Origin of the sequence: Frateuria edaphi, assembly GCF_021117405.1 — a bacterium.
In the GTDB taxonomy this organism is placed as follows: Bacteria; Pseudomonadota; Gammaproteobacteria; order Xanthomonadales; family Rhodanobacteraceae; genus Frateuria_A; species Frateuria_A edaphi.
The window spans coordinates 2,957,074-2,978,419 of record NZ_CP088251.1 but is presented as its reverse complement, the minus strand read 5'-3'; the positions used below and the strand labels follow the sequence as shown (position 1 = coordinate 2,978,419).

23 protein-coding genes are annotated in these 21,346 nt (G+C 70.0%); 10 read left to right on the top strand and 13 right to left on the bottom strand.

Annotation, left to right across the window (positions count from 1 at the left end; all coding sequences use genetic code 11):
- The first annotated feature begins 193 nt into the window (after window positions 1-193).
- From hemN to LQ772_RS13815, 3 genes are read left to right on the top strand one after another with little or no spacing between them, the layout of a single operon-like run.
- Window positions 194-1,594, top strand: coding sequence for an oxygen-independent coproporphyrinogen III oxidase (gene hemN / locus LQ772_RS13825; protein WP_231321558.1), 1,401 nt, complete (start codon window positions 194-196; stop codon window positions 1,592-1,594).
- Window positions 1,595-1,614: 20 nt separating this feature from the next.
- Window positions 1,615-2,376 (top strand): helix-turn-helix domain-containing protein, encoded by a 762-nt coding sequence (locus tag LQ772_RS13820; protein WP_209615402.1) that lies wholly within the window; start codon window positions 1,615-1,617, stop codon window positions 2,374-2,376.
- A 5-nt stretch (window positions 2,377-2,381) separates the two neighbouring features.
- The gene (locus LQ772_RS13815; protein WP_231321557.1) at window positions 2,382-2,981 is read left to right on the top strand and encodes a DUF2238 domain-containing protein; all 600 of its coding nucleotides are present in this window, start codon (window positions 2,382-2,384) and stop codon (window positions 2,979-2,981) included.
- Here the strand turns inward: LQ772_RS13815 and LQ772_RS13810 are convergent.
- The 4 genes from LQ772_RS13810 to LQ772_RS13795 form a co-directional block, all read right to left on the bottom strand.
- Complete coding sequence (locus LQ772_RS13810) at window positions 2,968-4,359, bottom strand: MBL fold metallo-hydrolase (protein ID WP_231321556.1); 1,392 nt, start codon at window positions 4,357-4,359, stop codon at window positions 2,968-2,970. The genes LQ772_RS13815 and LQ772_RS13810 overlap by 14 nt on opposite strands.
- Before the next feature lie 87 nt (window positions 4,360-4,446).
- Window positions 4,447-6,948 (bottom strand): cation-translocating P-type ATPase, encoded by a 2,502-nt coding sequence (locus LQ772_RS13805; RefSeq protein ID WP_231321555.1) that lies wholly within the window; start codon window positions 6,946-6,948, stop codon window positions 4,447-4,449.
- 4 nt (window positions 6,949-6,952) lie between these two features.
- Complete coding sequence (locus tag LQ772_RS13800; protein WP_231321554.1) at window positions 6,953-7,390, bottom strand: universal stress protein; 438 nt, start codon at window positions 7,388-7,390, stop codon at window positions 6,953-6,955.
- Between the two features lie 14 nt (window positions 7,391-7,404).
- Window positions 7,405-8,166 carry a glucose 1-dehydrogenase gene (locus tag LQ772_RS13795; protein ID WP_231321553.1) on the bottom strand — a complete coding sequence of 254 codons (762 nt, stop codon included), beginning with the start codon at window positions 8,164-8,166 and terminating at the stop codon, window positions 7,405-7,407.
- Between the two features lie 186 nt (window positions 8,167-8,352).
- On the opposite strand from LQ772_RS13795, the gene LQ772_RS13790 reads away from it, so the two are divergent.
- The 6 genes from LQ772_RS13790 to tpx all read left to right on the top strand — a co-directional run bounded on the left by LQ772_RS13790 (window position 8,353) and on the right by tpx (window position 13,717).
- Window positions 8,353-9,591, top strand: a complete 1,239-nt coding sequence (locus tag LQ772_RS13790; protein WP_231321552.1) for an NnrS family protein — start codon at window positions 8,353-8,355, stop codon at window positions 9,589-9,591.
- Window positions 9,592-9,727: 136 nt separating this feature from the next.
- Window positions 9,728-11,257: a copper-containing nitrite reductase gene (nirK, locus tag LQ772_RS13785; protein WP_231321551.1), complete on the top strand. Its 1,530-nt coding sequence runs from the start codon at window positions 9,728-9,730 to the stop codon at window positions 11,255-11,257.
- A gap of 3 nt (window positions 11,258-11,260) precedes the next feature.
- Window positions 11,261-12,055: a formylglycine-generating enzyme family protein gene (locus LQ772_RS13780; protein ID WP_231321550.1), complete on the top strand. Its 795-nt coding sequence runs from the start codon at window positions 11,261-11,263 to the stop codon at window positions 12,053-12,055.
- Window positions 12,056-12,059: 4 nt separating this feature from the next.
- The gene (locus LQ772_RS13775) at window positions 12,060-12,620 is read left to right on the top strand and encodes an SCO family protein (protein WP_231321549.1); all 561 of its coding nucleotides are present in this window, start codon (window positions 12,060-12,062) and stop codon (window positions 12,618-12,620) included.
- A gap of 134 nt (window positions 12,621-12,754) precedes the next feature.
- Window positions 12,755-13,192, top strand: coding sequence for a CopD family copper resistance protein (locus tag LQ772_RS13770; RefSeq protein WP_231321548.1), 438 nt, complete (start codon window positions 12,755-12,757; stop codon window positions 13,190-13,192).
- Window positions 13,193-13,216: 24 nt separating this feature from the next.
- Window positions 13,217-13,717, top strand: coding sequence for a thiol peroxidase (tpx, locus tag LQ772_RS13765; RefSeq protein WP_231321546.1), 501 nt, complete (start codon window positions 13,217-13,219; stop codon window positions 13,715-13,717).
- A 61-nt stretch (window positions 13,718-13,778) separates the two neighbouring features.
- Here the strand turns inward: tpx and LQ772_RS13760 are convergent, their stop codons facing one another.
- The 9 genes from LQ772_RS13760 to ccoN are packed head-to-tail and all read right to left on the bottom strand — an operon-like array spanning window position 13,779 to window position 20,649.
- On the bottom strand, window positions 13,779-14,183 hold the full coding sequence (locus tag LQ772_RS13760; RefSeq protein WP_231321544.1) for a group III truncated hemoglobin: 405 nt from the start codon (window positions 14,181-14,183) through the stop codon (window positions 13,779-13,781).
- Between the two features lie 52 nt (window positions 14,184-14,235).
- Window positions 14,236-14,688, bottom strand: coding sequence for an azurin (azu, locus tag LQ772_RS13755; RefSeq protein WP_231321543.1), 453 nt, complete (start codon window positions 14,686-14,688; stop codon window positions 14,236-14,238).
- Window positions 14,685-14,900: a cbb3-type cytochrome oxidase assembly protein CcoS gene (gene ccoS, locus LQ772_RS13750; protein ID WP_231321542.1), complete on the bottom strand. Its 216-nt coding sequence runs from the start codon at window positions 14,898-14,900 to the stop codon at window positions 14,685-14,687. Before ccoS ends, azu begins: the two co-directional genes overlap by 4 nt.
- Complete coding sequence (locus tag LQ772_RS13745) at window positions 14,897-17,128, bottom strand: heavy metal translocating P-type ATPase (RefSeq protein ID WP_231321541.1); 2,232 nt, start codon at window positions 17,126-17,128, stop codon at window positions 14,897-14,899. The genes ccoS and LQ772_RS13745 overlap by 4 nt, the downstream gene beginning before the upstream one ends.
- Window positions 17,125-17,412: a hypothetical protein gene (locus LQ772_RS13740; RefSeq protein WP_231321540.1), complete on the bottom strand. Its 288-nt coding sequence runs from the start codon at window positions 17,410-17,412 to the stop codon at window positions 17,125-17,127. Before LQ772_RS13740 ends, LQ772_RS13745 begins: the two co-directional genes overlap by 4 nt.
- Window positions 17,387-18,304, bottom strand: coding sequence for a cytochrome-c oxidase, cbb3-type subunit III (ccoP, locus tag LQ772_RS13735; RefSeq protein ID WP_231321539.1), 918 nt, complete (start codon window positions 18,302-18,304; stop codon window positions 17,387-17,389). The genes LQ772_RS13740 and ccoP overlap by 26 nt, the downstream gene beginning before the upstream one ends.
- A complete protein-coding gene (locus LQ772_RS13730; RefSeq protein ID WP_231321538.1) occupies window positions 18,301-18,519 on the bottom strand; it encodes a cbb3-type cytochrome oxidase subunit 3 in 219 nt (72 codons plus the stop codon). The genes ccoP and LQ772_RS13730 overlap by 4 nt, the downstream gene beginning before the upstream one ends.
- Window positions 18,516-19,169 carry a cytochrome-c oxidase, cbb3-type subunit II gene (ccoO, locus tag LQ772_RS13725; protein ID WP_231321537.1) on the bottom strand — a complete coding sequence of 218 codons (654 nt, stop codon included), beginning with the start codon at window positions 19,167-19,169 and terminating at the stop codon, window positions 18,516-18,518. The genes LQ772_RS13730 and ccoO overlap by 4 nt, the downstream gene beginning before the upstream one ends.
- Before the next feature lie 13 nt (window positions 19,170-19,182).
- Window positions 19,183-20,649 (bottom strand): cytochrome-c oxidase, cbb3-type subunit I, encoded by a 1,467-nt coding sequence (gene ccoN / locus LQ772_RS13720; protein WP_231321536.1) that lies wholly within the window; start codon window positions 20,647-20,649, stop codon window positions 19,183-19,185.
- Between the two features lie 246 nt (window positions 20,650-20,895).
- Here ccoN and fdxA point away from each other — a divergent pair, with 246 nt between their 5' ends.
- Complete coding sequence (fdxA, locus tag LQ772_RS13715; RefSeq protein ID WP_231321534.1) at window positions 20,896-21,219, top strand: ferredoxin FdxA; 324 nt, start codon at window positions 20,896-20,898, stop codon at window positions 21,217-21,219.
- The last annotated feature ends 127 nt before the right edge of the window (window positions 21,220-21,346 follow it).

The window sequence follows — 21,346 nt, the reverse complement described above, 5'->3', positions numbered from 1 at the left end:
AATGTTCGCCTGCGCGGGAAGGGCGAGGCGGGATACTTCGGGAACGCGGCTTCCTCCGGCCTACGGGAGCCGTGCCGGCAGGTGAATGGGAGGACCTCGCCGGTCATTCGCCCGCGACCTTCTGTCCCGCCCGCCGCGCCCGTGCCTTGACCCGGATCAAGAGCGCCCCGCGCCGCGCCGGCACACTGGCCCCATGAACCACGCCATTGCCGCCCCCGCCTTCGATCCGGCGCTGATCGCCCGCTACGACACCGCCGGCCCCCGCTACACCAGCTACCCGACCGCGCCGCAGTTCCACACGCGCTTCGGCGAGCCGGCGCTGCGCGAGGCGATCCGCACTTCCAACGAGGAGCCGATCCCGCGCCCGCTGTCGCTGTACGTGCACGTGCCCTTCTGCATGAGCCCGTGCTTCTACTGCGGCTGCAACCGCGTGATCACGCGCGAGATCGCCAAGGCCGACCGCTACCTCGAACGCCTTTACCGCGAGATCGAGCTGACCGCGCCGCTGTTCGACCGCGACCGCCCGGTGCGCCAGCTGCACTTCGGCGGCGGCACGCCCAACTTCCTGGACCTGCCGCGCATGCGCGAGCTGATGGAATCGCTGGCGCGCCACTTCAGCTTCAGCAGCGAGCGCTCGCGCGAGTTCGGCATCGAGATCGACCCGCGCTTCGCCGACGGCCACTACATGCGCGGCCTGGGTGAGATGGGCTTCAACCGCCTCTCGGTCGGCATCCAGGACTTCGACCCGGCGGTGCAGCAGGCGGTCAACCGCATCCAGAGCGTGGAACAGACGCGCGAGGTGATCGAGGTCGCGCGCGCATCGGGCTTCGTCTCGGCCAGCGTGGACCTGATCTACGGCCTGCCCAAACAGAACCTGGAAGGCTTCGACCGCACGCTCACCGAAGTGATCGCGCTCGAGCCCGACCGCGTCGCGGTCTACGGCTACGCGCACCTGCCGGACCTGTTCAAGGCGCAGAAACACATCCACGCCGAAGAGTTGCCCGATCCGGCCACCCGCCTGGCGCTGTTCGGACGCGCGCTGGAACGGCTGTCCGCCGCCGGCTACGTCTACGTCGGCATGGACCACTTCGCCCGCTACGACGACGAGCTGGCCCGCGCCCAGCGCGAGGGTAGCCTGCAGCGCAATTTCCAGGGCTATTCCACCCATGGCGACTGCGACATCGTGGGCCTGGGCGTGAGCGCGATCGGGCGAGTGGGCGACACCTACAGCCAGAACGCGCGCGACCTCACCGGCTACTACGCCGCGCTGGATGCCGGCCGCCTGCCGATCGCCCGTGGCCTGGCGCTGGACGAGGACGACATCATCCGCCGCGCGCTGATCGGCGAGCTGATGTGCCACGGCGAGGTCGATACCCGCCTGTTCGGCGCCCGCCACCGGCTGCTGTTCGACGAATACTTCGCCGCCGAGCTGGCGCGCCTGCGCGCGCTGGCCGACGACGGTCTGGTGACGCTGGAAGGGCGCATGATCCGGGTGACTGCACGAGGGCGGCTGTTGCTGCGTAGCATCGCGATGTGTTTCGATGCCTACCTGCATGCCGAAGAAGCGCCACGCCGCTTCTCGCGCACGATCTGACCGGCCACAAGGCGTTGCTGATGCGTTTGGAAAACCAGGCGGGCCGCCTGCCCGAACCGCCCAGCCCGATCGCCGATGACGGCGACGAGGCCCACTTCTGCCGCACCTGCGCCTTCGCCGGCGCCTGCCAGGCGGTGGGCTACGGCAAGCTCGAACTGCGCGAGCTGCACTGCCTCGTCGAACACGTCGGCCCGTTCCGGGCCGGCGAATACGTGTTCCGCACCGGCAATCCGTTCCGCGCCATCTTCGCGGTGCGCTCGGGCACGGTGAAGACCAGCATGGTCGACAAGGAAGGTCGCGAGCAGGTGCTGGGTTTCTACCTTCCGGGCGAAGTGATCGGCCTGAATGCGATCTATCCGGAGCATTTCCCGTGCGACGCCATCGCGCTGGAAACCTCCTATTTCTGCCGCTTCTCCTTCCCGGCGATGAGCGCGCTGGCCGCGCGCATGCCGGCGGTGCAGAGCCACCTGTTCCGCCTGCTCAGCAAGGAGCTGGGTTCGGCCAGCCTGCTGGCCGGCGACCACAGCGCCGACGAGCGCATGGCCGCGTTCCTTACCGACCTGGGCCAGCGCTACGCCGCGCGCGGCTTCTCCGGCACGCAGTTCCAGCTCAGCATGTCGCGCGGCGACATCGCCAACTACCTGCGCCTGGCCGCCGAGACGGTCAGCCGCGTGCTGAGCCGCTTCCGCGCGCAGAACCTGATCCAGGTGGAAGGACGCCAGCTCCTGATCCTGGATCCGGCCGGCCTGCACCACATCGGCCGAAGCCTGCTGCCGGACTGACGCCCTTGGGCGGCCGGTTGCCGGCGGTGCTGCTGGCTCTGTGGCTGGTCGCGACGCTCGCGCTGGGCATCGCTCCGTACGACCGCAACGACTGGCTGCTGGAGAACGCGCTGGTGGTGCTCCTGCTGGCGGTCCTGCTGCCCAGCCATCGGCAACGGCCGCTTTCGAACCTCGCCTGTGTCGCGCTGTTCGCCTTCCTGCTGCTGCACGAGGTCGGCGCGCACTACACCTACTCGCAGGTGCCATGGATGCAGTGGTGGCAGGCGTTGACCGGTGAGGCGCCCGCGCCCGGACGCAACCACTTCGACCGCGCGGTGCACTTCGCCTACGGCCTGCTGCTGGCGCCGGCGGTGGCGGACTGGACGGCCCTGCGCACGCCGCTGCGCGGCCTGTCGCTGCGCGTGGTGGTGGTGGCGCTGCTCACCGCCGGCTCCGCGCTGTACGAGATGATCGAGTGGGCCGCGGCCGAAACCTTCGGCGGCGACCTGGGCATGGCCTACCTCGGCACCCAGGGTGATGCGTGGGACGCGCAGAAGGACATGGCGATCGCGCTCGCCGGCAGCCTGCTGTGGGCGGTCCTGCCGCGAAAGCTCACTCGAGCCTGATCGGCTCGCCCATGCCGGGCATTTGCCAGTCCACGCCAAGCCCGGTCAACGCCTCGCCCATGCCGCGCATGCCGCGGTCGTACTCGCCATGCACCAGGAACACCCGCCGCCGCGGTGACTGTCCCAGCCAGTCCAGCAGGTGGGGGCGGCCGGCGTGGGCGGAGAAGCCGTTGATCGTCCACACCTGCGCGCGCACCGGGATATCCTCGTTGAACACGCGCACGCTGGCGGCGCCGTCGATGATCCGCCGCGCCAGCGTGCCCTGCGCGGCGTAGCCGGCGAACACCACGCTGCTGCGCTCGCGCCAGAGGTTGTGCTTCAGGTGATGGCGCACGCGCCCGCCGGTGCACATGCCCGAGCCGGCCAGGATGATGGCACCGCCGTCGATCGCGTTGATCGCCATCGACTCCTGCGTGCTGCGGGTGAAATGGAGGCCGGGCATGGCGAACGGGTCGCCGTGCTGCAGCACCTGCAGGAATTGCGCGTCGAAACATTCCGGGTGCCGGCGGAAGATCTCGGTGGCCGAGATCGCCATCGGCGAGTCCAGGAACACACGCACGTTCGGCGGCACCTGGCCATCGCGCAAACCCAGGTGCAGGTAGTAGAGGATCTCCTGCGTGCGCTCCAGCGCGAAGGTGGGAATCACCACGTTGCCGCGACGCCCCACCGTTTCGCGGATGGCCTGGTACAGCTCGGCCACCGAGTCGGGCACCGACCGGTGCGGGCGGTCGCCGTAGGTGCATTCCATTGCGACGTAGTCGGCCGCTGGCGCGGGCACGGGGTCGCGCAGCAAGGGGCGGCCCGGATTGCCCAGGTCGCCGGAGAACAGCATCGTGCGCTGCCTTGCGCCATCGTCCAGCGTCAGCAGCACCTGCGCCGAACCGAGGATGTGCCCGGCGTCGAGGAAGCGCGCGCGGATGCCGGGCGCCACGTCGATGTCGTGCGCATAGCCCAGGGCCGGTTCGAAGAAGTCCATCGCATGCAGCGCATCGTCCAGCGTGTACAGCGGCTCGACCGCCTCCTCGCCGCGCCGATCGCTCCGTGCCGCGCGGCGCGCGTCCTCCTCCTGCAGTCCGGCCGCATCCAGCAGCACCAGCCGCGCCAGTTCGCGCGTGGCCGAGGTGGCCAGGATGCGCCCCCGAAAGCCCTGCCGCACCAGCCGCGGGATGCGCCCGCAGTGGTCGAGGTGCGCATGGGTGAGCAGGAGCGCGTCAATGGACGCGGGCTCGAAGCCGACCGGCTCGGCGTTGGCCTGTTCGGTGGCGCGGTCGCCCTGGAACATGCCGCAGTCGACCAGCACGCGCCGACCGTTGCATTCGATCAGGTGACACGAACCGGTGACCTGCTTGGCGGCACCGTGGCAGCTGTAGACGAGCATCGCATTGCTCCGTGGTAGCCCGGAAACTCTCGCACGATGCCCGCCGGCGCGCTTGACCACCGTCAAGCCGGGATGATGGGAAGCGCTTTACGAAAATGCGCGGCGCAGGGCTTCGAGCCAGGCGAGGACGCCGGCGAGCATGGCCAGCATGGCGCTGGCGGCCATGGCGCCGGGCAGGGCGAGGTCCATCACCGCGCGCAGGAACGGCACGCCGAATGCGGCTACCAGCATGAGCAACAGGGCGCCGGCCAGCCGGCCGATCCAGCGATTGCCCGGCGCCGATCGCGCCAGCACCGCGCGAGCCGGGTGGCGGTTGGCCAGGATCAGCAGGAACAGGCTCCCCAGCAGCGCCGCGAACACCGCGCCCCGCGCCTGCGCGGCGTTCACGCCCTCGTGCAGCAGCCATCCGAAGCCGAGCAGCAGCACGGTTGCCACGCCCAGTCCCTGCACCACGGCGCGGCCCAGCCGAGGCGCGGCGAACGGCGACTCGCCCGCCGCGCGCGGTGGCCGCGTCATCACGTCGCCGGCTTCGGGTTCCGCCTCGAACACGATCGAGCAGGCCGGGTCGATCAGGAGTTCCAGCAGCACGATGTGCACCGGCATCAGCAGCACCGGCCAGTGCAGCAGGGCCGGCACCAGCGCCAACGCGATGATCGGCATGTGCACGGCGAACACGAAGCCGGTCGCCTTGGCGATGTTGTCGTAGATGCGCCGGCCCTGGCGGATCGCCGCCACGATGCTGGCGAAGCTGTCGTCCAGCAGCACGAGCGCGGCGGCCTCGCGCGCCACATCGGTGCCGCGTTCGCCCATGGCGATGCCGACGTCGGCGGCTTTGAGCGCGGGCGCGTCGTTGACGCCGTCGCCGGTCATCGCCACCACCCGGCCGTCCGCGCGCAGCAGCTGCACCAGGCACAGCTTCTGCTCGGGCTTGAGACGCGCGCACAGGTCGACGTGGCGCAGGCGCTCGCGCAGAGCGTCGTCGTCGAGCGCCGCGATGTCCGTGCCGGTGAGCACCTCGGTGCGCTCGCCCAGACCGACCTGTCGGGCGATCGCGCGCGCGGTGGCGGGGTGGTCGCCGGTCATCATCAGGATGCGCACGCCGGCGGCGCGGCATTCGGCGATCGCGGCCGGCACCTCCGGGCGCGGCGGATCGGCGAAGCCGACCAGGCCCAGGAACTCGAAATCGAAATCGTGCTGGTTGGACGGCCACGTCTCGCCGGTCCACTGCCCGCGCGCCACGCCCAGCACGCGCAGGCCGCGCGCGGCCATCGCCTCGACCTCGTGCTGGATCGTCGCGGCGCGTTCGGCGGGCAGGTGGCACAGGTCGATCACCGCCTCGGGGGCGCCCTTGGTGGCAAGCAGGTGGCGCGTGCAGGTGTCGCAGGGGAACACCCGCGTCATCGCCAGGATCTGCGGCGAGAGCGCGTACTCCGCTTCGGCCGACCAGTCGGCATGCACGTGCTCGGTGTGCACCAGCCAGCGCAGGCCGAAGTGCTGGATCGCCTTCTCCATCGGATCGAACGGATCGCTGGGCGTGGCCAGCATCGCGAACTCCACCAGCAGGTGGAACGTCTCGGCCAGCTCCGTGGCGCCCGCGTCGACGAAGCGCTCGCCGCCGACCGCCAGCTCCGCCACCTGCATGCGGTTCTGCGTGAGCGTGCCGGTCTTGTCCACGGCCAGCACCGAGATCGCGCCCAGTGCCTCCACCGCCGGCACGCGCCGGGTGAGCACCTTGCGTCGCGAGATGCGCCAGGCGCCCAGCGCGAGGAACACGGTGAGGATCACCGGGATTTCTTCCGGCAGGATCGCCATCGCCAGCGCGATGCCGCCGAGCAGGCTCTCCAGGGGGCCGCGACCGTCCCACAACCAGGACAGCAAGGCGTAGGCCGCGGCCAGCGCCAGGCCGCCCATGGCGAGATAACGGATCAACCGGCGCGAGGCGCGCTGCAGCCCGCTCGGCGCCTCGCGCGTGTCCGCCAGCGCCTCGCCGATGCGACCGACCGCGGTGGCGCCGCCGGTGGCGTTGACGCGGGCGACGCCCAGCCCGCGCGTTACCACCGTGCTGGCATGCACCGCCGCTTCGCCCTCGCTCTGGCGCGTCACCGGCACCGATTCGCCGGTCAGCAGTGATTCGTCGACCTCCAGGCGGCCTTCCAGCAATGTGGCGTCGGCCGCGATGCGATCGCCTTCGCGCAGCACCAGCAGGTCGCCCGGCACCACGTCGGCGCCGGCCACGCGCACCTCCTCGCCGCCACGGATCACCAGCGCGCGCGGCGCGGAAAGTTCGCGCAGCGATTCGAGCGCGCGCTGGGTCTTGCGCTCCTGCAGCAGGGTGATGCCGATCACCACGAACACGGCCGAGAGCAGGAACGCCGCCTCGGCCCGGTCGCCCAGCGCCAGGTAAAGGCCGCCGGCGCACAGGAGCATCAGGAACATCGGCTCGGACAACACGCCCAGCACGATCGCGCCGAAGCTCTTGGGCGTGCTGCCGGGCAGCAGGTTGGGACCGTGCGCGGCCAGCCGGCGCGCCGCTTCGGCCGGGTCCAGGCCGAGGCGTGCGGCCGCCTGCGCGCGCTCGGCGGTGACCATGGCGCTAGCGGTCGACCAGCACGGGAACGTCCGATTCCAGGATCACGCGCTGCGCCTCGCTGCCCAGCAACAGCCGGTCCAGCCCGCGCCAACCGTGGCTGCCCATCACGATCAGGTCGCAGCCCTCGCGCCGCGCGACCGCGACGATGACGCGGTGCGGCCTGGGGTCGGTTTCCAGGCTGCACTGGCAAGGCACGCCGGCGGCGTCGGCGCGCTCGCGCACGGCGGCCAGGTAGCGGGCGCCCGCTTCCTCGGCGCTGTCGGCATATTCGGCGTCGCTGGTGGCGATGATCTCGTTGAGGAACGGCACCGCCGGCAGCGGCACCACCACGTGCAGCGCGTGCACGCGCGCGCCGAGCTGGCGGGCCAGCGCGATGCCGGCGTCGGCGGCGCGCAGCGAAAGGTCCGAGCCGTCGATGGGCAGCAGGATGTGCTTGTACATGGATCTCTCCAGGGTCAGCGACAGGTATAGCCGCCGTCGATCACCAGCTCGCTGCCGGTGACGAAGCGGGATTCGTCCGAAGCCAGGTAGACCACGCCCCAGGCGATGTCGTCCGGCTCGCCCAGGTGCCCCAGCGGGTGCAGCGCGGCGGTATCGCGCCGGTGCTGCTCCACGTCGCCGCCCATCGCGGCGATGTGCTGCTCGACCATCGGCGTCCAGATGAAGCCCGGGTGGATCGAGTTCACGCGGATGCGGTCGGCGGCGTAGATCAGCGCGTCGGTCTTGCTCATCAGCCGCACCGCGCCCTTGGAGGCATGGTAGGGCGGCACGTCGGGCGCGCCGACCAGGCCGTAGATCGAGGACAGGTTGATGATGCTGCCGCCGCCGGCCGCGCGCATCGGCGCGATCGCATGTTTGGTGCCGAAGAACACGCCCTTGACGTTGACCGCCTGCACGCGGTCCCACTCCGCTTCGGTCAGTTCGTGGGTGGGCTTGTTCGCGCCGGAGATGCCGGCGTTGTTCACCAGCACGTCCAGCCGGCCGAACGCGGCCACCGTCGCGGCGACGGCGGCGGCCACCTCCGTTTCGACCGACACGTCGGCATGCAGGTAGCGCGCGCTGTCGCCGAGTTCGGCGGCCAGCCGCTGCCCGGCGTCGTCGTGCACGTCCACGATCGCCACGCGCGCCCCCGCTTCCACCATGCGCCGCGCGCAGGCCGCGCCGATGCCTACGGCGCCACCGGTGACCAGTGCGGTCTTGCCATCGAGCCTGCCCATGACCGGATCCTCCTCTTCAGACGTGAAGCGAGCATGGATCGGGCGACTCCGGGCGATGCTGACCTGCGTCAACCGGCGCGAGAGCCGATTGACGCAGGGCCGATTGACGCGGGACTGATTCAAGTCACGGCCGCGGCGACGGGCGCGCGGGAGAATCGCTCGCATTTCCAACCTTGCGAGCCCCGCATGCGCGAATCCGCCACCACCGGCAGCACGTCCCCGCCCATCGCCACGCTGCTTGCCGCCGCCCCGCACCGCCCGCTGTTCCTCGCCGGTGCGCTGGCGGTGTTGACCAGCATGGCCTGGTGGGCGCTGGAGCTGGCTTCGATGCGCTTCGGCTGGCATGGCTGGCCGCAGCCACCGGTGCCGCCGGGCTGGGCGCACGCGATGCTGACCCAGTACGGCATGCTGCCGAAGTTCATGTTCGGCTTCCTGCTGACCACGTTTCCCAAATGGCTCAACCGGCCTTCCATACGGCCGCGGCGCTACGTGGCGGTGGCCGGCTCGGTGTTCGCCGGATACCTGCTCTCGCACATCGGGTTGCTGGACATGCCATGGGTACTGCGCGCCGGCATCGCGCTGATGCTGGGCGGGTATCTCGTCGGCGTGGTCACGCTCGCCGGCGTGCTGCGCGCGTCGGAACAGCGCAACCAGCACGCCTGGTCGTGCCTGGCGGCGCTGTGCCTGGGCGCGCTGGGGCTGGCGGCATTCCTGGGCTTCCTGCTCGGCGCGCCGACGCACTGCGCGCGCTTGGCGATCAAGCTGGGCACCTTCGGCCTGCTGGTGCCGGTGTACTTCACGGTGGCCCATCGCATGCTGGCCTTCTTCAGCGGCAACGTGGTGAAGGGCTACGTGGTGCGCCGTCCGGCCTGGAGCCTGCCGCTGATGTGGCCGCTGCTGCTGGCGCACCTGGCGCTGGACCTGGCCCACGCGCAGGCGTGGCTGTGGGTCGTCGATGCGCCGCTGGCACTGTTGTTCGGCTGGCATGCGATCGCCTGGCAGCCGTGGAAGGCGATGCGCCCGGGCCTGCTCGCCGTATTGCATCTTGCCTTCGCCTGGCTGCCGATCGCGTTCGTGCTGTACGCGGTGCAGAGCCTGTGCCTGTTCGCCGGGCACGGGCCGGTGCTCGGCCTGGCGCCGCTGCACGTGCTGACCATCGGCTACTTCGGCTCGATGCTGGTAGCCATGGTCACCCGCGTCACGCAGGGCCATTCCGGCCGGCCGCTGCAGATGGGCGCCGTGCCCTGGGCCTGCTTCGTGCTGCTGCAGGGCGTCGTGCTGCTGCGCGTGTGGGCGGAACTCGCGCGCGACAGCTACCTGTGGCTGGTCGTGGCCGCCTTTGGCTGGCTGGTGGCGTTCCTGCCCTGGGTGGTGCGCTCGGCCTGGATCTACCTGAGCCCGCGCGTGGACGGCAGGCCTGGCTAGGGCTGACGCCACGGCAACACTGTTCTGTGGCAGGGTGACGCAGCAGGCCGGTTCCGGCAGTGGGCCTGACGCAGGTCAAGCGCGTCAGTGGCCCGGAATCTAGCCTGATCCCCGGGAACCACAGGAGCGATTCCTCATGTCACGAAGGCTGTCCCTCTTGCTCGCGGCCGCCAGCATGCTGGCCCTGGTCGCCTGTTCGGACAAACCCTCCGCCAGTGCCGGCGAGCCAGCCGTGGCCAGCGCGGCTTCCGCACCGGTGCCCGCGCCGACCGACTTCGGCCCGCCGCAGGGCGAGCCGATCCACGCGGTGCTGACCAGCCCGCCGCACGTGCCGCCGCCGATCCACCGCAACTACCCGGCGAAGGTCATCGTCGAGCTGGAAGTGATCGAGAAGGAGATGCCGATCTCCGAGGGCGTCACCTACACCTACTGGACCTTCGGCGGCACCGTCCCGGGCAGCTTCATCCGCGTGCGCCAGGGCGACACGGTCGAGTTCCACCTGAAGAATTCGCCGACCAGCAAGATGCCGCACAACATCGACCTGCACGGCGTGACCGGTCCGGGCGGCGGCGCCGCGTCGAGCTTCACCGCGCCGGGGCACGAGTCGCAGTTCACCTTCAAGGCGCTCAACGCCGGCATCTACGTCTACCACTGCGCCACCGCGCCGGTGGGCATGCACATCGCCAACGGCATGTACGGCCTGATCCTGGTCGAGCCGCCGGAAGGCCTGCCCAAGGTCGATCACGAGTACTACGTGATGCAGGGCGACTTCTACACCACCGGCAAGTACCGCGAGAAAGGCCACCAGCCGTTCGACATGGACAAGGCGATCGACGAGCGCCCGACCTACGTGCTGTTCAACGGCCACGAAGGCGCGCTCACCGGCGACAAGGCGCTGACCGCGAAGGTCGGCGAATCGGTGCGCCTGTTCGTGGGCAACGGCGGCCCGAACCTGGTCTCCAGCTTCCACGTGATCGGCGAGATCTTCGACCGCGTGCAGCAGGAGGGCGGCCTGCATCCGCAGGAGAACGTGCAGACCACGCTGATCCCCTCCGGCGGCGCGGCCATCGTCGAGTTCCACACCGACGTGCCGGGCAGCTACGTGCTGGTCGATCACTCGATCTTCCGCGCGTTCAACAAGGGCGCGTTGGGCATCCTGAAAGTGGATGGCCCGGAGAACAAGGCGATCTACTCGGGCAAGGAGGTCGACTCGGTGTACCTGGGCGACCGCGCCGAACCGAACCTGCATGCGGTGAGCACCGCGGCCAAGGCCAACGCCGCCGGCACGCTCAGCAAGGCCGACCAGGTTGCCGCCGGCAAGCAGCTCTTCACCGGCACCTGCTCGGTCTGCCACCAGGCCAACGGCGAAGGCCTGCCGGGCGTGTTCCCGCCGCTGGCCAAGTCCGACCTCGTGGCGAAGCTGGTGAAGGAAGACAAGGACAAGCTGATCGCGATCCCGCTGCACGGCCTGACCGGCAAGGTCACGGTCAACGGCAAGGAATACGACTCGGTGATGCCGCCGATGACGCAGCTGACCGACGACGAGGTCGCCAACCTGCTCACCTACGTGCTCAACAGCTGGGACAACCCGGGCGGGCAGGTGACCAAGGAAGAGGTGGCCAAGGTCCGCGCGCAGCCGGCCCCGGCGCCGGCCGCGGAGCACTGAGCGATGCGCCGGCGTCCTTCCCTTCCCGGGCTCGGGCTGGTGCTGCTCGGGCTGCTGCTGGCCGGGCCGATCCTGGCGGCGGACGGCGCGCCGGCGAATTACCGGCCGTTGCCGGGCGGCGAGTTCGCCAGCGTGCTCCCGGCTGACGGCAAGACGGCGCCGGCCGTCCTCAAACCCTTCCGCCTGCGCACCGAGCCGGTGACCAATGCCGAGTTCCTTGCCTTCGTCAAACGCTACCCTGAATGGCGGCGCGATCGCGTGCCGAGCGTGTTCGCCGACGGGCGTTACCTGACCCAATGGGCCGCGCCGGACCAGCTCGGCCGCGACGCGCTGCCGCGCCAGCCGGTGACGCAGGTGAGCTGGTTCGCCGCGCAGGCGTACTGCGAGAGCGAGCACGCCCGCCTGCCGACGTGGTACGAGTGGGAATACGCCGCTGCCGCGGACGCCACCCGCGCCGACGCGCGCAGCGATCCGGCGTGGCGCGAGCGCGTGCTGTCCTGGTATGCGCGTCCTTCCACCGACGCGCTGCCGCCGGTCGGCGGCAAGCCGGACGTCCACGGCGTGCGCGACCTGAACGGCCTGGTGTGGGAGTGGGTGGAAGACTTCAACGCGATGATGACCAGCGCCGACAGCCGCGAGCAGGACGGCGCCGACAAGCTCAAGTTCTGCGGCGCCGGCGCCATCACCATGGAACAGAAGGAGAACTACGCCACGCTGATGCGCGTGGCGATGCTCTCCTCGCTCAAGGCTACCGATACCACCGCCAACCTGGGCTTCCGCTGCGCCCGGCCGGAGTGAACCCGTGAAACGACTGCTTTTGACGCTGCTTGCCCTGCTGCTCGCCGCCCCGGTTCAGGCGGCCTCCCCGCTGCCGTCCGATTCGATCTACCAGTTGTCGGTGCCGTTGACCGACCAGGACGGCCACGTCGCGCCGCTCGCCGCAGGCCGCGGCACGCCGCGGATCGTCAGCATGTTCTATACCTCGTGCACGATGGTCTGCCCGATGATCATCGACACCATGAAGGCCACCCGCCGCGCCGCCGGCGAGCCGGCCGACCTGCACCTGCTCGCGGTGAGCTTCGACCCCGAGCGCGACGACGTGGACGCGCTGCGCCGCTATGCCGCCGCGCACAAGCTGGACTTGCGCTGGTGGACGCTGGCGCGCACCGCGCCGCAGGACACCCGCTCGCTCGCTGCGTTGCTGGGCGTGCAATACCGCAAGCTGCCCGACGGCGAGTTCAACCACTCCAGCGCCCTGTTGCTGCTGGATGGGGACGGGCGCATCGTGGCGCGCACCAACATCATCGGACGGACCGATCCGGAGTTCGTCGCCGCCGTGCGCAAGGCCACCGGATCGAAGTAGGGTGGGCTCGGGCCCACCATCGCGCGACGCCTGGTGGGCTGAAGCCGCCCCACGAAGATCCGGCGTTGATGCAGGTCATGGCCTCGGGGTGCGGCGCGGCGCAAGCTGCGGTCAGTCCCGAACGAGGCCCGAGCATGGCCGCCTGGTACCCCTGGATCCTGTTGCTGCACCTGTCCTGCGCCATCGTGTTCGTCGGCGCGGCCGCGTTCGAGGTGCTGGTGCTCGAAGGCCTGCACAAGCGCTTCGACGCAACCACGATGGCCGACATCGAACAGGCGGTGATGGCGCGCGTGCGGCGCTTCATGCCTATCGTGGTGCTGCTGCTTTTCCTGAGCGGCGGCATGCTGTTCGACATCCGCTGTGACGGCGTCACCTGCGTCGGCACGCGCTTTGGCTGGTTCCTGCTGCTCAAGGTGGCGCTGGCGTTCGGCGTGCTCGGGGTGTTCGTCAACGCGGTATGGGCCGGCGCGCGTGGGCGCATGAGCGTGTGCCGCTTCCGCCACACCCACCGCGTGGTGCTGGCGTTGATGGTCGGCATCGTGTTCCTGGCCAAGACCATGTTCTACTTGTAGGTCTCATCCCCAGGAGGAAGCGTCATGTCGCAAGTGAAGTTCAAGGGCGAACCGGTCGAAGTCAGCGGCGCGTTCCCGGCCAAGGGCGCGCAGGCGCCGGCGTTCACGCTGGTCGGCAAGAGTCTGGCCGACGTGGCGCTGTCCAGCTATGCGGGCCAGCGCAAGGTGCTCAACATCTTCCCCAGCATCGACACCGGGGTGTGTGCCACCTCGGTGCGCCGCTTCAACGAACTGGCGGCGAAGCTCACCGATACGGTGGTGCTGTGCATCTCGGCGGACCTGCCGTTCGCGCAGGCGCGCTTCTGCGGCGCCGAGGGACTGGAGCGCGTGGTGACGCTCTCGACCATGCGTGGGCGCGAGTTCCTCAAAGACTATGGTGTGGCGCTCACCACCGGCCCGCTGGCCGGCGTTGCCGCGCGCGCGGTCGTGGTGCTGGACGCGGACAACCGCGTGCTGCACGCGCAGCTGGTCGACGAGCTGACGAACGAGCCCGACTACGACGCCGCGCTGGCCGCGCTGGGCTGAGCGCCGCCCTGGGGCGCGACCGCGATTGCCAGGTCGCGCCCCAAGGGCGCTCCCGCAGGAACTACCGTCGGACGGAGATCAGCGGCACGCCGATCCCGCGCGCGTCGGGATTCAGCCCCAATCCATACTTCAGGCTGCGACCGATGCGTTCGGCGTACTCGACCATCTGCGCGGCACCGGCCTCGTCCAGTTCCTCGGCACAGGTGGCGCGCCACAGTGCCAGCCAGTGATCGAAGTGTTCGGCGCGGATCGGCAGCGGGCGGTGCATGGCCATCGGGTTGCCGCGATAGCTGGCCGCGCCCAGCGCCACCGAGCACCAGAAGCGTGTCAGCAGGCGCTTGTGTTCGGGCCAGTCGTGCACGACGGCGTTGAACACCGGACCGATCAACGGGTCGGCGGTGACCTTGTCGTAGAAGTGATCGACCAGGCGGGCGATCGTGGATTCGGTAAGCGTGGTGTCGCGCATGTGGTTCGCTTGGGTGGCCGCGCCGCGGGCGATCCGCGGCGCGGCGGTGAGGTTACTTGGCGCGGCTGATCGTGCCCTTCATCAGTGCGGCGTGCCCGGGGAACGAGCAGAAGAACTCGTAATCCTGGCCGGGCTTGAGCGCGTCCACCTTGAAGCTGGTCGAGTCGCTCTCGCCACCGCCGATGATCTTGGTGTGCGCGATGACGCGGCTGTCGCCGGGCTTGAGGTAGTTGTTGTCGATGCCTGCCTTGGCGCCATCGGCGACGATGCCCGGCTCGTCGGCGGTCGCGGACACCACGAAGTTGTGGCCCATCGCGGCCTTCGGCAACTTGCCCACGTGCTTGAGCGTGACGGTGAATTGCTTGCAGGTGTTGGGCACGACGATCGACTTCTGGTCGAACTGCATGGCGTCGTTGCCCTGGATGGTGGTCGAGCAGTTGGAGGCGGCCCAGGTCGGGGCGGCGACCAGGCCGAGCAGGGCGAAAGCGAACAGACGACGTTTCACGGGGTGTCTCCTTTGCTATCGGGGGAAGCGGGATCGTGCGGCGGCGCCGCGTCGTCGGCCTGGCCGGGAACCGGTTCGTCCTCCATCAGCGGCAATACGGCGGGGCTGTCCAGGTCGTCGAACTGCTGGTGGTTGGCGGCCCAGAAGAACAGCGCCACGGCAACCAACACGATCAGCCCGGTGACCGGGATCAGCACCAGCAGGATGTTCATGCGCGCAGCGCCGCGCCGGCACTCGCGCGGCCCACGCGCAGGCCGTTGAGCACCACCACCAGCGAGCTGACCGACATGCCGATCGCGGCCAGCCACGGCGGCACCAGACCGACCGCGGCGAACGGCACCGCGAGCAGGTTGTAGGCGAGTGACCAGCGCCGGCCCTGGGCCACCACGTGGGCGAGCTGGCAGGCGACGCGGCGCGCCTGCACAAGGCCGTCCAGCCGGCCGCGCGCCAGCAGCAGGTCGGCATGCGCCTGCGCCAGGTCGGTGCCCGAGGCGAGCACCGCCGAGACGTCCGCGCCCGCCAGTGCCGGGGCGTCGTTGCTGCCGTCGCCGACGGCCAGCGTGACGTGGCCCTGCGCCCGTGCCGCCTCGAGCAGCGCGAGCTTGTCGGTGGGCGACTGGCGACCGGCCCAGCGCTTGATGTGCAGCGCGTTGGCGATCGGCGCCACGCGGGCGCGGGTATCGCCGCTGGCCAGCACGGTGACGATGCCCTCGCCGCGCAGCGCCTGCAGCGTAGTGGCGGCATCGCTGCGTGGCGCCTCGCTGACGTGGAAGGCGGCCAGCGGGCCTTCGGCATCGGCCAGCAGCAAGGTGCCGGCGGCGCTGGCCGGCGCCGCGCAACCGCTCAAGGCCAGCGCGAAATCGGGGCGACCCAGGCGCAGCGCGCGGCCGTCCACCTCGGCGCCTATGCCGGCGGTGGCGGTGACTTTCAGCGCGTGCGCCGCTGGCGTGTCGCCCGGCCAGGCGGCAGCCAGCGCCGTGGCGAGCGGATGGGTGCTTTCGCGCGCCAGCGCCGCGGCCTGGCGCAGCGCCTGCTGCGGCGCCAGTCCGTCGCGCAGCGGCTCGATCGCGTCGGGTTCGAGCCACGGCGTGGTCAGCGTGCCGGTCTTGTCGAACAGCGCGTAATCGACGCGTGCGAGCGTGTCGAGCGCGGCCGGTTCGGTCACCAGCACGCCGCGTCCGGCGAGCACGGCCAGCGCGCGGGTGACGGCGGCGGGGCGGGTCAGTGCGAAGGCGCAGGGACAGGCGACCACCAGCACGGCGACCGCGGCGTCGAACGCGCGCGCGCGGTCGAGCCACAGCCAGGCGAGCGCGGTGAGCGTGGTCAGCGCCAGCACGCGCAATACGAAGCGGGTGGCCTCGCGGTCGGCGGCATCGTTGCCCGGGCGCGCCTGGCGCGCGCGGCCGGCCAGTTGGCCGAGACGGGCGGCGGTAGTGTCGTCGCCGCTGTGTTCCACGCGCAGTTCGGCCGGGCTGCCCAGGACCACGGCGCCGGCGACCAGCCGTTCGCCGCGCTGGCGGCGGCGGGGGCGGGATTCGCCCGAGAGCAGCGCCTCGTCCACTTCGACCGCGTCGCTCTCCAGCACACCGTCGGCCGGCACGGTGCCGCCCTCGGCGATACGTACGCGATCGCCGGGCAGGAGCTCCAGCGCCGGTATGGTTTCCAGGCTGCCGTCGGCACGGCGACGCTCGGCCACCAGCGGGGTGGCGTCCTGCGCGGCCTCGCCCAGCGCGCCGCTGGCATGGCGCGCGCGCAGCTCGACGTGGCGCGCGGCCAGCAGCAGGAACACGAACATGCTCACCGAGTCGAAATAGATCTCGCCGTGCCCTCGCAGCGTGCTCCACACACTGGCGCCGAAGGTCAGCAGTACCGCCAGCGACACGGTGAAGCTGACGCCGAGCCGTCGCGTGCGCACCTCGCGCCAGGCGCCAACGAGGAACGGTTGCGCCGAATAGGCGACCACCGGTGCGGTGGTGAGCAGGCTGAGCCAGCGGAACAGCCCGCGCGTGGTGAAGTCGACGAAGTCGACCACGCCGATGTACATGACGAAGGCGTAGGTCATCACCTGCATGGCGCACATGCCGGCGACCAGCAGGCGCTTGAGCGCGTCGTTGGCCTCGCCGCTGCGCGCGTCGTCGATGTGTTCGCGCCGGAGCGGCCGTGCGCTGCACTGCTCGGCGGCGAACGCGTCGAGCAGTTGCGGCAGGGCCAGCCGGTCGGGGTTCCACACGATGCGCGCGCGCTGTGCGCGGGCGTCGATCGCCACGCGCGCCACGCCCGGCAGGGCGTGCAGGCGCGCGTCCAGGCGCAGTTGCTGGCGCGGGTCGTTGAGGCCTTCGACACGCAGCGCGATCTCGGCACGGCCATCGCGCCGGGGACGGATCACCTGCGCAGCCAGGCGCGGGTGCAGCCACGCCGCGTGCATGCCGGCGGCGTTCATGGGCCGCGCCCTGGCGCACCGGCCGCGCGGGACGACGAGGCCTTGGCGCTTTCCGCTTTTTGGCGGCCCCCGTTCACGGGCCCGTGCATCGGCATGTCCAGCAACGTATGCGGATGCTCGGTCATCTGCAGCGGCAGGTCGGCATGGCGCGAACCGAGCACGATCGTCCAGATGCACCCGGCCAGCGAGGCGGCGAAGATCACCGCCCCGAGCCACAGCACGGGTTGCCGGTACCAGGCGTCGGCCGCGGCCGACGCCTCAGCGGGAGGCTTGTGCTGCTGCATCGCCCTGGTGCGAGAGGTGGTAGACGTAGGCTGCCAGCACGCGGATCTGGTCGTCGTTCAGGCGCTTGCTCCATGCCGGCATGTGGCCCTGGCGACCGCCGCCGATGGTGCGCACGATGTCCTCGAACTTGCCGCCGTGCAGCCACACGTGATCGGTCAGGTTGGGCGCGCCCAGCGCCGGATTGCCTTTGCCCTGCGGGCCGTGGCAGGCGGCGCAGGTGGTGAACAGCGGCTGGCCCGCGGCCGCGCGGCCTTCGTCGTGCGACGAGCCGGACAGGCTCAGCACGTAGTTGGCCAGGTTCTTGACGTTGTCCTCGCCCAGGCTCGCCCACGGCGGCATCAGGCCGCTGCGGCCATCGTGGATGGAGGCGAGGATGTCCTTGCCGCTGCCGCCGTAGAGCCAGTCATCGTCGATCAGGCTGGGCGCGCCCAGCTTGACGTTGCCGTAGCCGCCGCGGCCGTGGCAGGCGGCGCAGTTGTCCACGAACAGGCGCTCGCCCATCTGCTGTGCGGCCGGGTCGTCGGCCAGCTGCTCGACCGGGTACTTGCGGAAGCGTTCGACCAGGTCGTCCAGCTTGGCGTTGTTGATGGCCTCGTCCCGCGCCAGCTCGCCGTGCGCCGTCCAGCCCAGCGTGCCCTTGTGGTTGCCGAAGCCCGGGTAGAGCACCAGGTAGAGCGCGCCGGCGACGAACATCGCGCCGGACAGCAGCAGCCACCACAGCGGCAGGTTGCGCACGCCTTCGCGGATGGTGCCGTGCGCCCAGACATGGCCGCTCGTGTCGTCCGACAGTGTCGGGATCTTCGCCCGCGGCGCCCACAGGAACAGCAGGAACGTGATGCCGAAGTTCAGCACCACCAGGAACATCACCCACAACGACCAACCCGCGCTCACGGCTGCCTACCTTTGTTGTTCTTGTCCGCGTCCGGCGCGCCCGGCGCCGGCCCTTCCGGCTTGTCTTCCATCGGAAGCTCGCTCATCCGCTTGAAGGTCGAGCGGTGGCGCTTGCGCCAGGCCCAGATCCAGATGCCGATGAACACCAGCATCAGCAGCACCGTGACCACGCCGGTCAGGTGGCCCCAGAACGGATTCATCATCGGATGGTTCATGGCGTGCCTCCGTGGCCGGTCGGCACCGGCACGGTGGCCGCCGGCTCGTTCTGGATGCCGAGCCCCTGCAGGTAGGCGATCAGCGCATCCATCTCGGTCTTGCCGGCCAGCGCTTTCGGCGCGCTGGCGATGTCCGCATCGGTGTACGGATCGCCCAGCCTGCGCAGCGCACGCATGCGCGCCTGGATGTCCTCGGCGCTGATCGTGTTGTGCTCGAGCCAGTCGTACTGCGGCATGTTCGACTCGGGCACCACCTGGCGCGGATTCTCCAGGTGCAGGCGCTGCCAGTCGTCGGTGTATTTGCCGCCCACGCGCGCCAGGTCCGGCCCGGTGCGCTTGGAGCCCCACTGGAACGGACGGTCGTAGACCGATTCCTGCGCGGTGGAGAAGTGGCCGTAGCGCTGGGTCTCGGCGCGCAGCGCCCGGATCATCTGCGAGTGGCACAGGTAGCAGCCCTCGCGCACGTAGACATCCTTGCCGGCCAGGCGCAGCGGGTCGTAGGGCTTGACCCCCAGCGGCGCCTTGACCGCATGGGCTTCCATGAACAGCGGGGTGATCTCGGCGAGGCCGCCGATCGACACCATGATCGCCGTGAGGATGCCCAGCAGCGCGGCATTCTTCTCGATGATTTCGAAATGCTTGTAAGCCATCTGGTCGTGTTCCTCAGCCCACACTCGGCAGCGGTTCGGGTACCTGGTGCGGATCGGGCTCGGGGATCGGCACCGGGATCGGCTTGATCAGCCGCGCACGGGCGTCGGCGGCGGTGTGCCACAGGTTCCACGCCATCAGCACCATGCCGGTGAGGATCACCACGCCGGCGAACCACCGCGTCCAATAGGCCGGCTGGATCGCCAGCAGGCTGTCGATGAACGGGTAGGTGAGCGAACCGTCGGGCAGCGTGGCACGCCACATCAGGCCCTCGGTGACGCCGGCGACCCACATCGAGCCGACGTACAGCACCACGCCGAACACGTGCAGCCAGAAATGCCATTCCATCGCCTTGCGCGAGTACATCGCCGGCTGGCCGAGCGCGCGCGGCGCCATCGCGTAGAGCGAGCCGATGGTGATCATCGCCACCCAGCCCAGCGCACCGTTGTGCACGTGCGCCACGGTCCAGTCGGTGTAGTGGGAGAGCTGGTTGACGGTCTTGACCGCCATCATCGAGCCCTCGAACGTGCTGCCCGCGTAGAACACCAGCGACAGCACCATGAACTTGGCCGCCGGGTCGACCTTGAGCTTCGGCCACGAACCGTTGAAGGTCATCAGGCCGTTCGCCGCCGAGCCCCAGCTGGGCATCAGCAGCACCAGCGAGAAGGCCATGCCGACCGACTGCACCCAGTCCGGCAGTGCCGTGTACATCAGGTGGTGCGCGCCGGCCCACATGTACACCGAGATCAGCGCCCAGAAATTGACGATGGAGAAGCGGTAGCTCCACAGCGGCTGCTGCGCCTGGCGCGGCACGAAGTAGTACATCATCCCGAGGAAGCCGGCGGTCAGGAAGAACGCCACCGCGTTGTGGCCGTACCACCACTGCACCATCGCATCGACCACGCCCGAGTAGATCGGGTAGGACTTCGACAGCGACACCGGGATCACCAGGTTGTTGACGATGTGCAGCAGGCCCACCGCGATGATCCACGCGCCGTAGTACCAGTTCGCCACGTAGATGTGGCGGATGCGCCGGCGCGCGAGCGTGCCGAAGAACACCACGCCCAGGCTGATCCACACCACCGCGATGATGATGTCGACCCACCACTCCGGCTCCGCGTATTCCTTGCTCTGGGTCATGCCCAGCGGCATGGTGATCATCGCGGCGAGGCAGGCGACCTGCCAGCCCCAGAAGGTGAACGCGGCGAGCTTCGGGTAGGCCAGCCGCGTGTGCCCGGTGCGCTGGACCACGTAGTAGCAGGTGCCGATCAACGCCGAGCCGCCGAAGGCGAAGATCACACCGAAGGTGTGGTCTGGGCGAATGTGGCTGAAGGTCAGCCACGACGTATCGAAGTTGAACATGGGCCACGCCAGCTGCGCGGCCGCGAGCACGCCGACCGACATGCCGACGATGCCCCACACGGCCGCCGCCAGCAGGAACTGGCGCACGACCTTGTCGTTGTAATACTCGGTGTTGGGCATGGAGGGGTTCCAGGAGAAGTCCGTGTATTTTCCGTGGGCGGGCGACCGGTTCGCCTGACCTGTGTCAAAGCACCGCGGCAAAAGACCGCTTCGGCGCTGTGGCCGGTTGTCGCACGCCGCCGGGCTCTGATCGTGCGCCCGCATTCGTGGCCGTGGCGTACAAGCCGGCCGGCGCCGTGCCGCCCGTTCCCGCGCCCTGACCTGGGTCAGGGCGCCCCGCGGAGGGCATCTGCATACTCGCCGCCGATGACCCACGTCGTGACCGAGAACTGCATCAACTGCAAGCACACCGACTGCGTGGAGGTGTGTCCGGTCGATGCCTTCCACGAGGGTCCGAATTTCCTCGTCATCAACCCGGACGAGTGCATCGATTGCACGCTTTGCGTGGAGGAGTGCCCGGTAGGCGCGATTTTTCCCGAGCTGGACATCCCGGTCGGCCAGGAAGGCTTCCTGGCGCTCAACGCCGAACTGGCGCGCGAGTGGCCGGTGATCACGACGAAGATCCCGGCCATGGCGGAGGCCGGGCAATGGGACGGCGTGCCGGACAAGCTGGCGCTGCTCAAGCGGTAGCACCCGCCTGGGGATCGGTTGGGGAGGGCTGCAGGGTGCGCCTGCGCGAGGGACCTCGCGCAGGACGCGCCCGGGCAGTTCGCCGCTGCGCGTCCGCCCGCCAAGTCTGCAGGCACCCTTGCGGGAA

Coding starts and splice junctions, on each gene's coding strand:
- hemN (WP_231321558.1), top strand. CDS start 194: ATGAACCACGCCATTGCCGCCCCCGCCTTCGATCCGGCGCTGATCGCC.
- LQ772_RS13820 (WP_209615402.1), top strand. CDS start 1,615: ATGCGTTTGGAAAACCAGGCGGGCCGCCTGCCCGAACCGCCCAGCCCG.
- LQ772_RS13810 (WP_231321556.1), bottom strand. CDS start 4,359: ATGCTCGTCTACAGCTGCCACGGTGCCGCCAAGCAGGTCACCGGTTCG.
- LQ772_RS13805 (WP_231321555.1), bottom strand. CDS start 6,948: ATGGTCACCGCCGAGCGCGCGCAGGCGGCCGCACGCCTCGGCCTGGAC.
- LQ772_RS13800 (WP_231321554.1), bottom strand. CDS start 7,390: ATGTACAAGCACATCCTGCTGCCCATCGACGGCTCGGACCTTTCGCTG.
- LQ772_RS13795 (WP_231321553.1), bottom strand. CDS start 8,166: ATGGGCAGGCTCGATGGCAAGACCGCACTGGTCACCGGTGGCGCCGTA.
- LQ772_RS13790 (WP_231321552.1), top strand. CDS start 8,353: ATGCGCGAATCCGCCACCACCGGCAGCACGTCCCCGCCCATCGCCACG.
- nirK (WP_231321551.1), top strand. CDS start 9,728: ATGTCACGAAGGCTGTCCCTCTTGCTCGCGGCCGCCAGCATGCTGGCC.
- LQ772_RS13780 (WP_231321550.1), top strand. CDS start 11,261: ATGCGCCGGCGTCCTTCCCTTCCCGGGCTCGGGCTGGTGCTGCTCGGG.
- LQ772_RS13770 (WP_231321548.1), top strand. CDS start 12,755: ATGGCCGCCTGGTACCCCTGGATCCTGTTGCTGCACCTGTCCTGCGCC.
- tpx (WP_231321546.1), top strand. CDS start 13,217: ATGTCGCAAGTGAAGTTCAAGGGCGAACCGGTCGAAGTCAGCGGCGCG.
- LQ772_RS13760 (WP_231321544.1), bottom strand. CDS start 14,183: ATGCGCGACACCACGCTTACCGAATCCACGATCGCCCGCCTGGTCGAT.
- ccoS (WP_231321542.1), bottom strand. CDS start 14,900: ATGAACATCCTGCTGGTGCTGATCCCGGTCACCGGGCTGATCGTGTTG.
- LQ772_RS13745 (WP_231321541.1), bottom strand. CDS start 17,128: ATGAACGCCGCCGGCATGCACGCGGCGTGGCTGCACCCGCGCCTGGCT.
- LQ772_RS13740 (WP_231321540.1), bottom strand. CDS start 17,412: ATGCAGCAGCACAAGCCTCCCGCTGAGGCGTCGGCCGCGGCCGACGCC.
- LQ772_RS13730 (WP_231321538.1), bottom strand. CDS start 18,519: ATGAACCATCCGATGATGAATCCGTTCTGGGGCCACCTGACCGGCGTG.
- ccoO (WP_231321537.1), bottom strand. CDS start 19,169: ATGGCTTACAAGCATTTCGAAATCATCGAGAAGAATGCCGCGCTGCTG.
- ccoN (WP_231321536.1), bottom strand. CDS start 20,649: ATGCCCAACACCGAGTATTACAACGACAAGGTCGTGCGCCAGTTCCTG.
- fdxA (WP_231321534.1), top strand. CDS start 20,896: ATGACCCACGTCGTGACCGAGAACTGCATCAACTGCAAGCACACCGAC.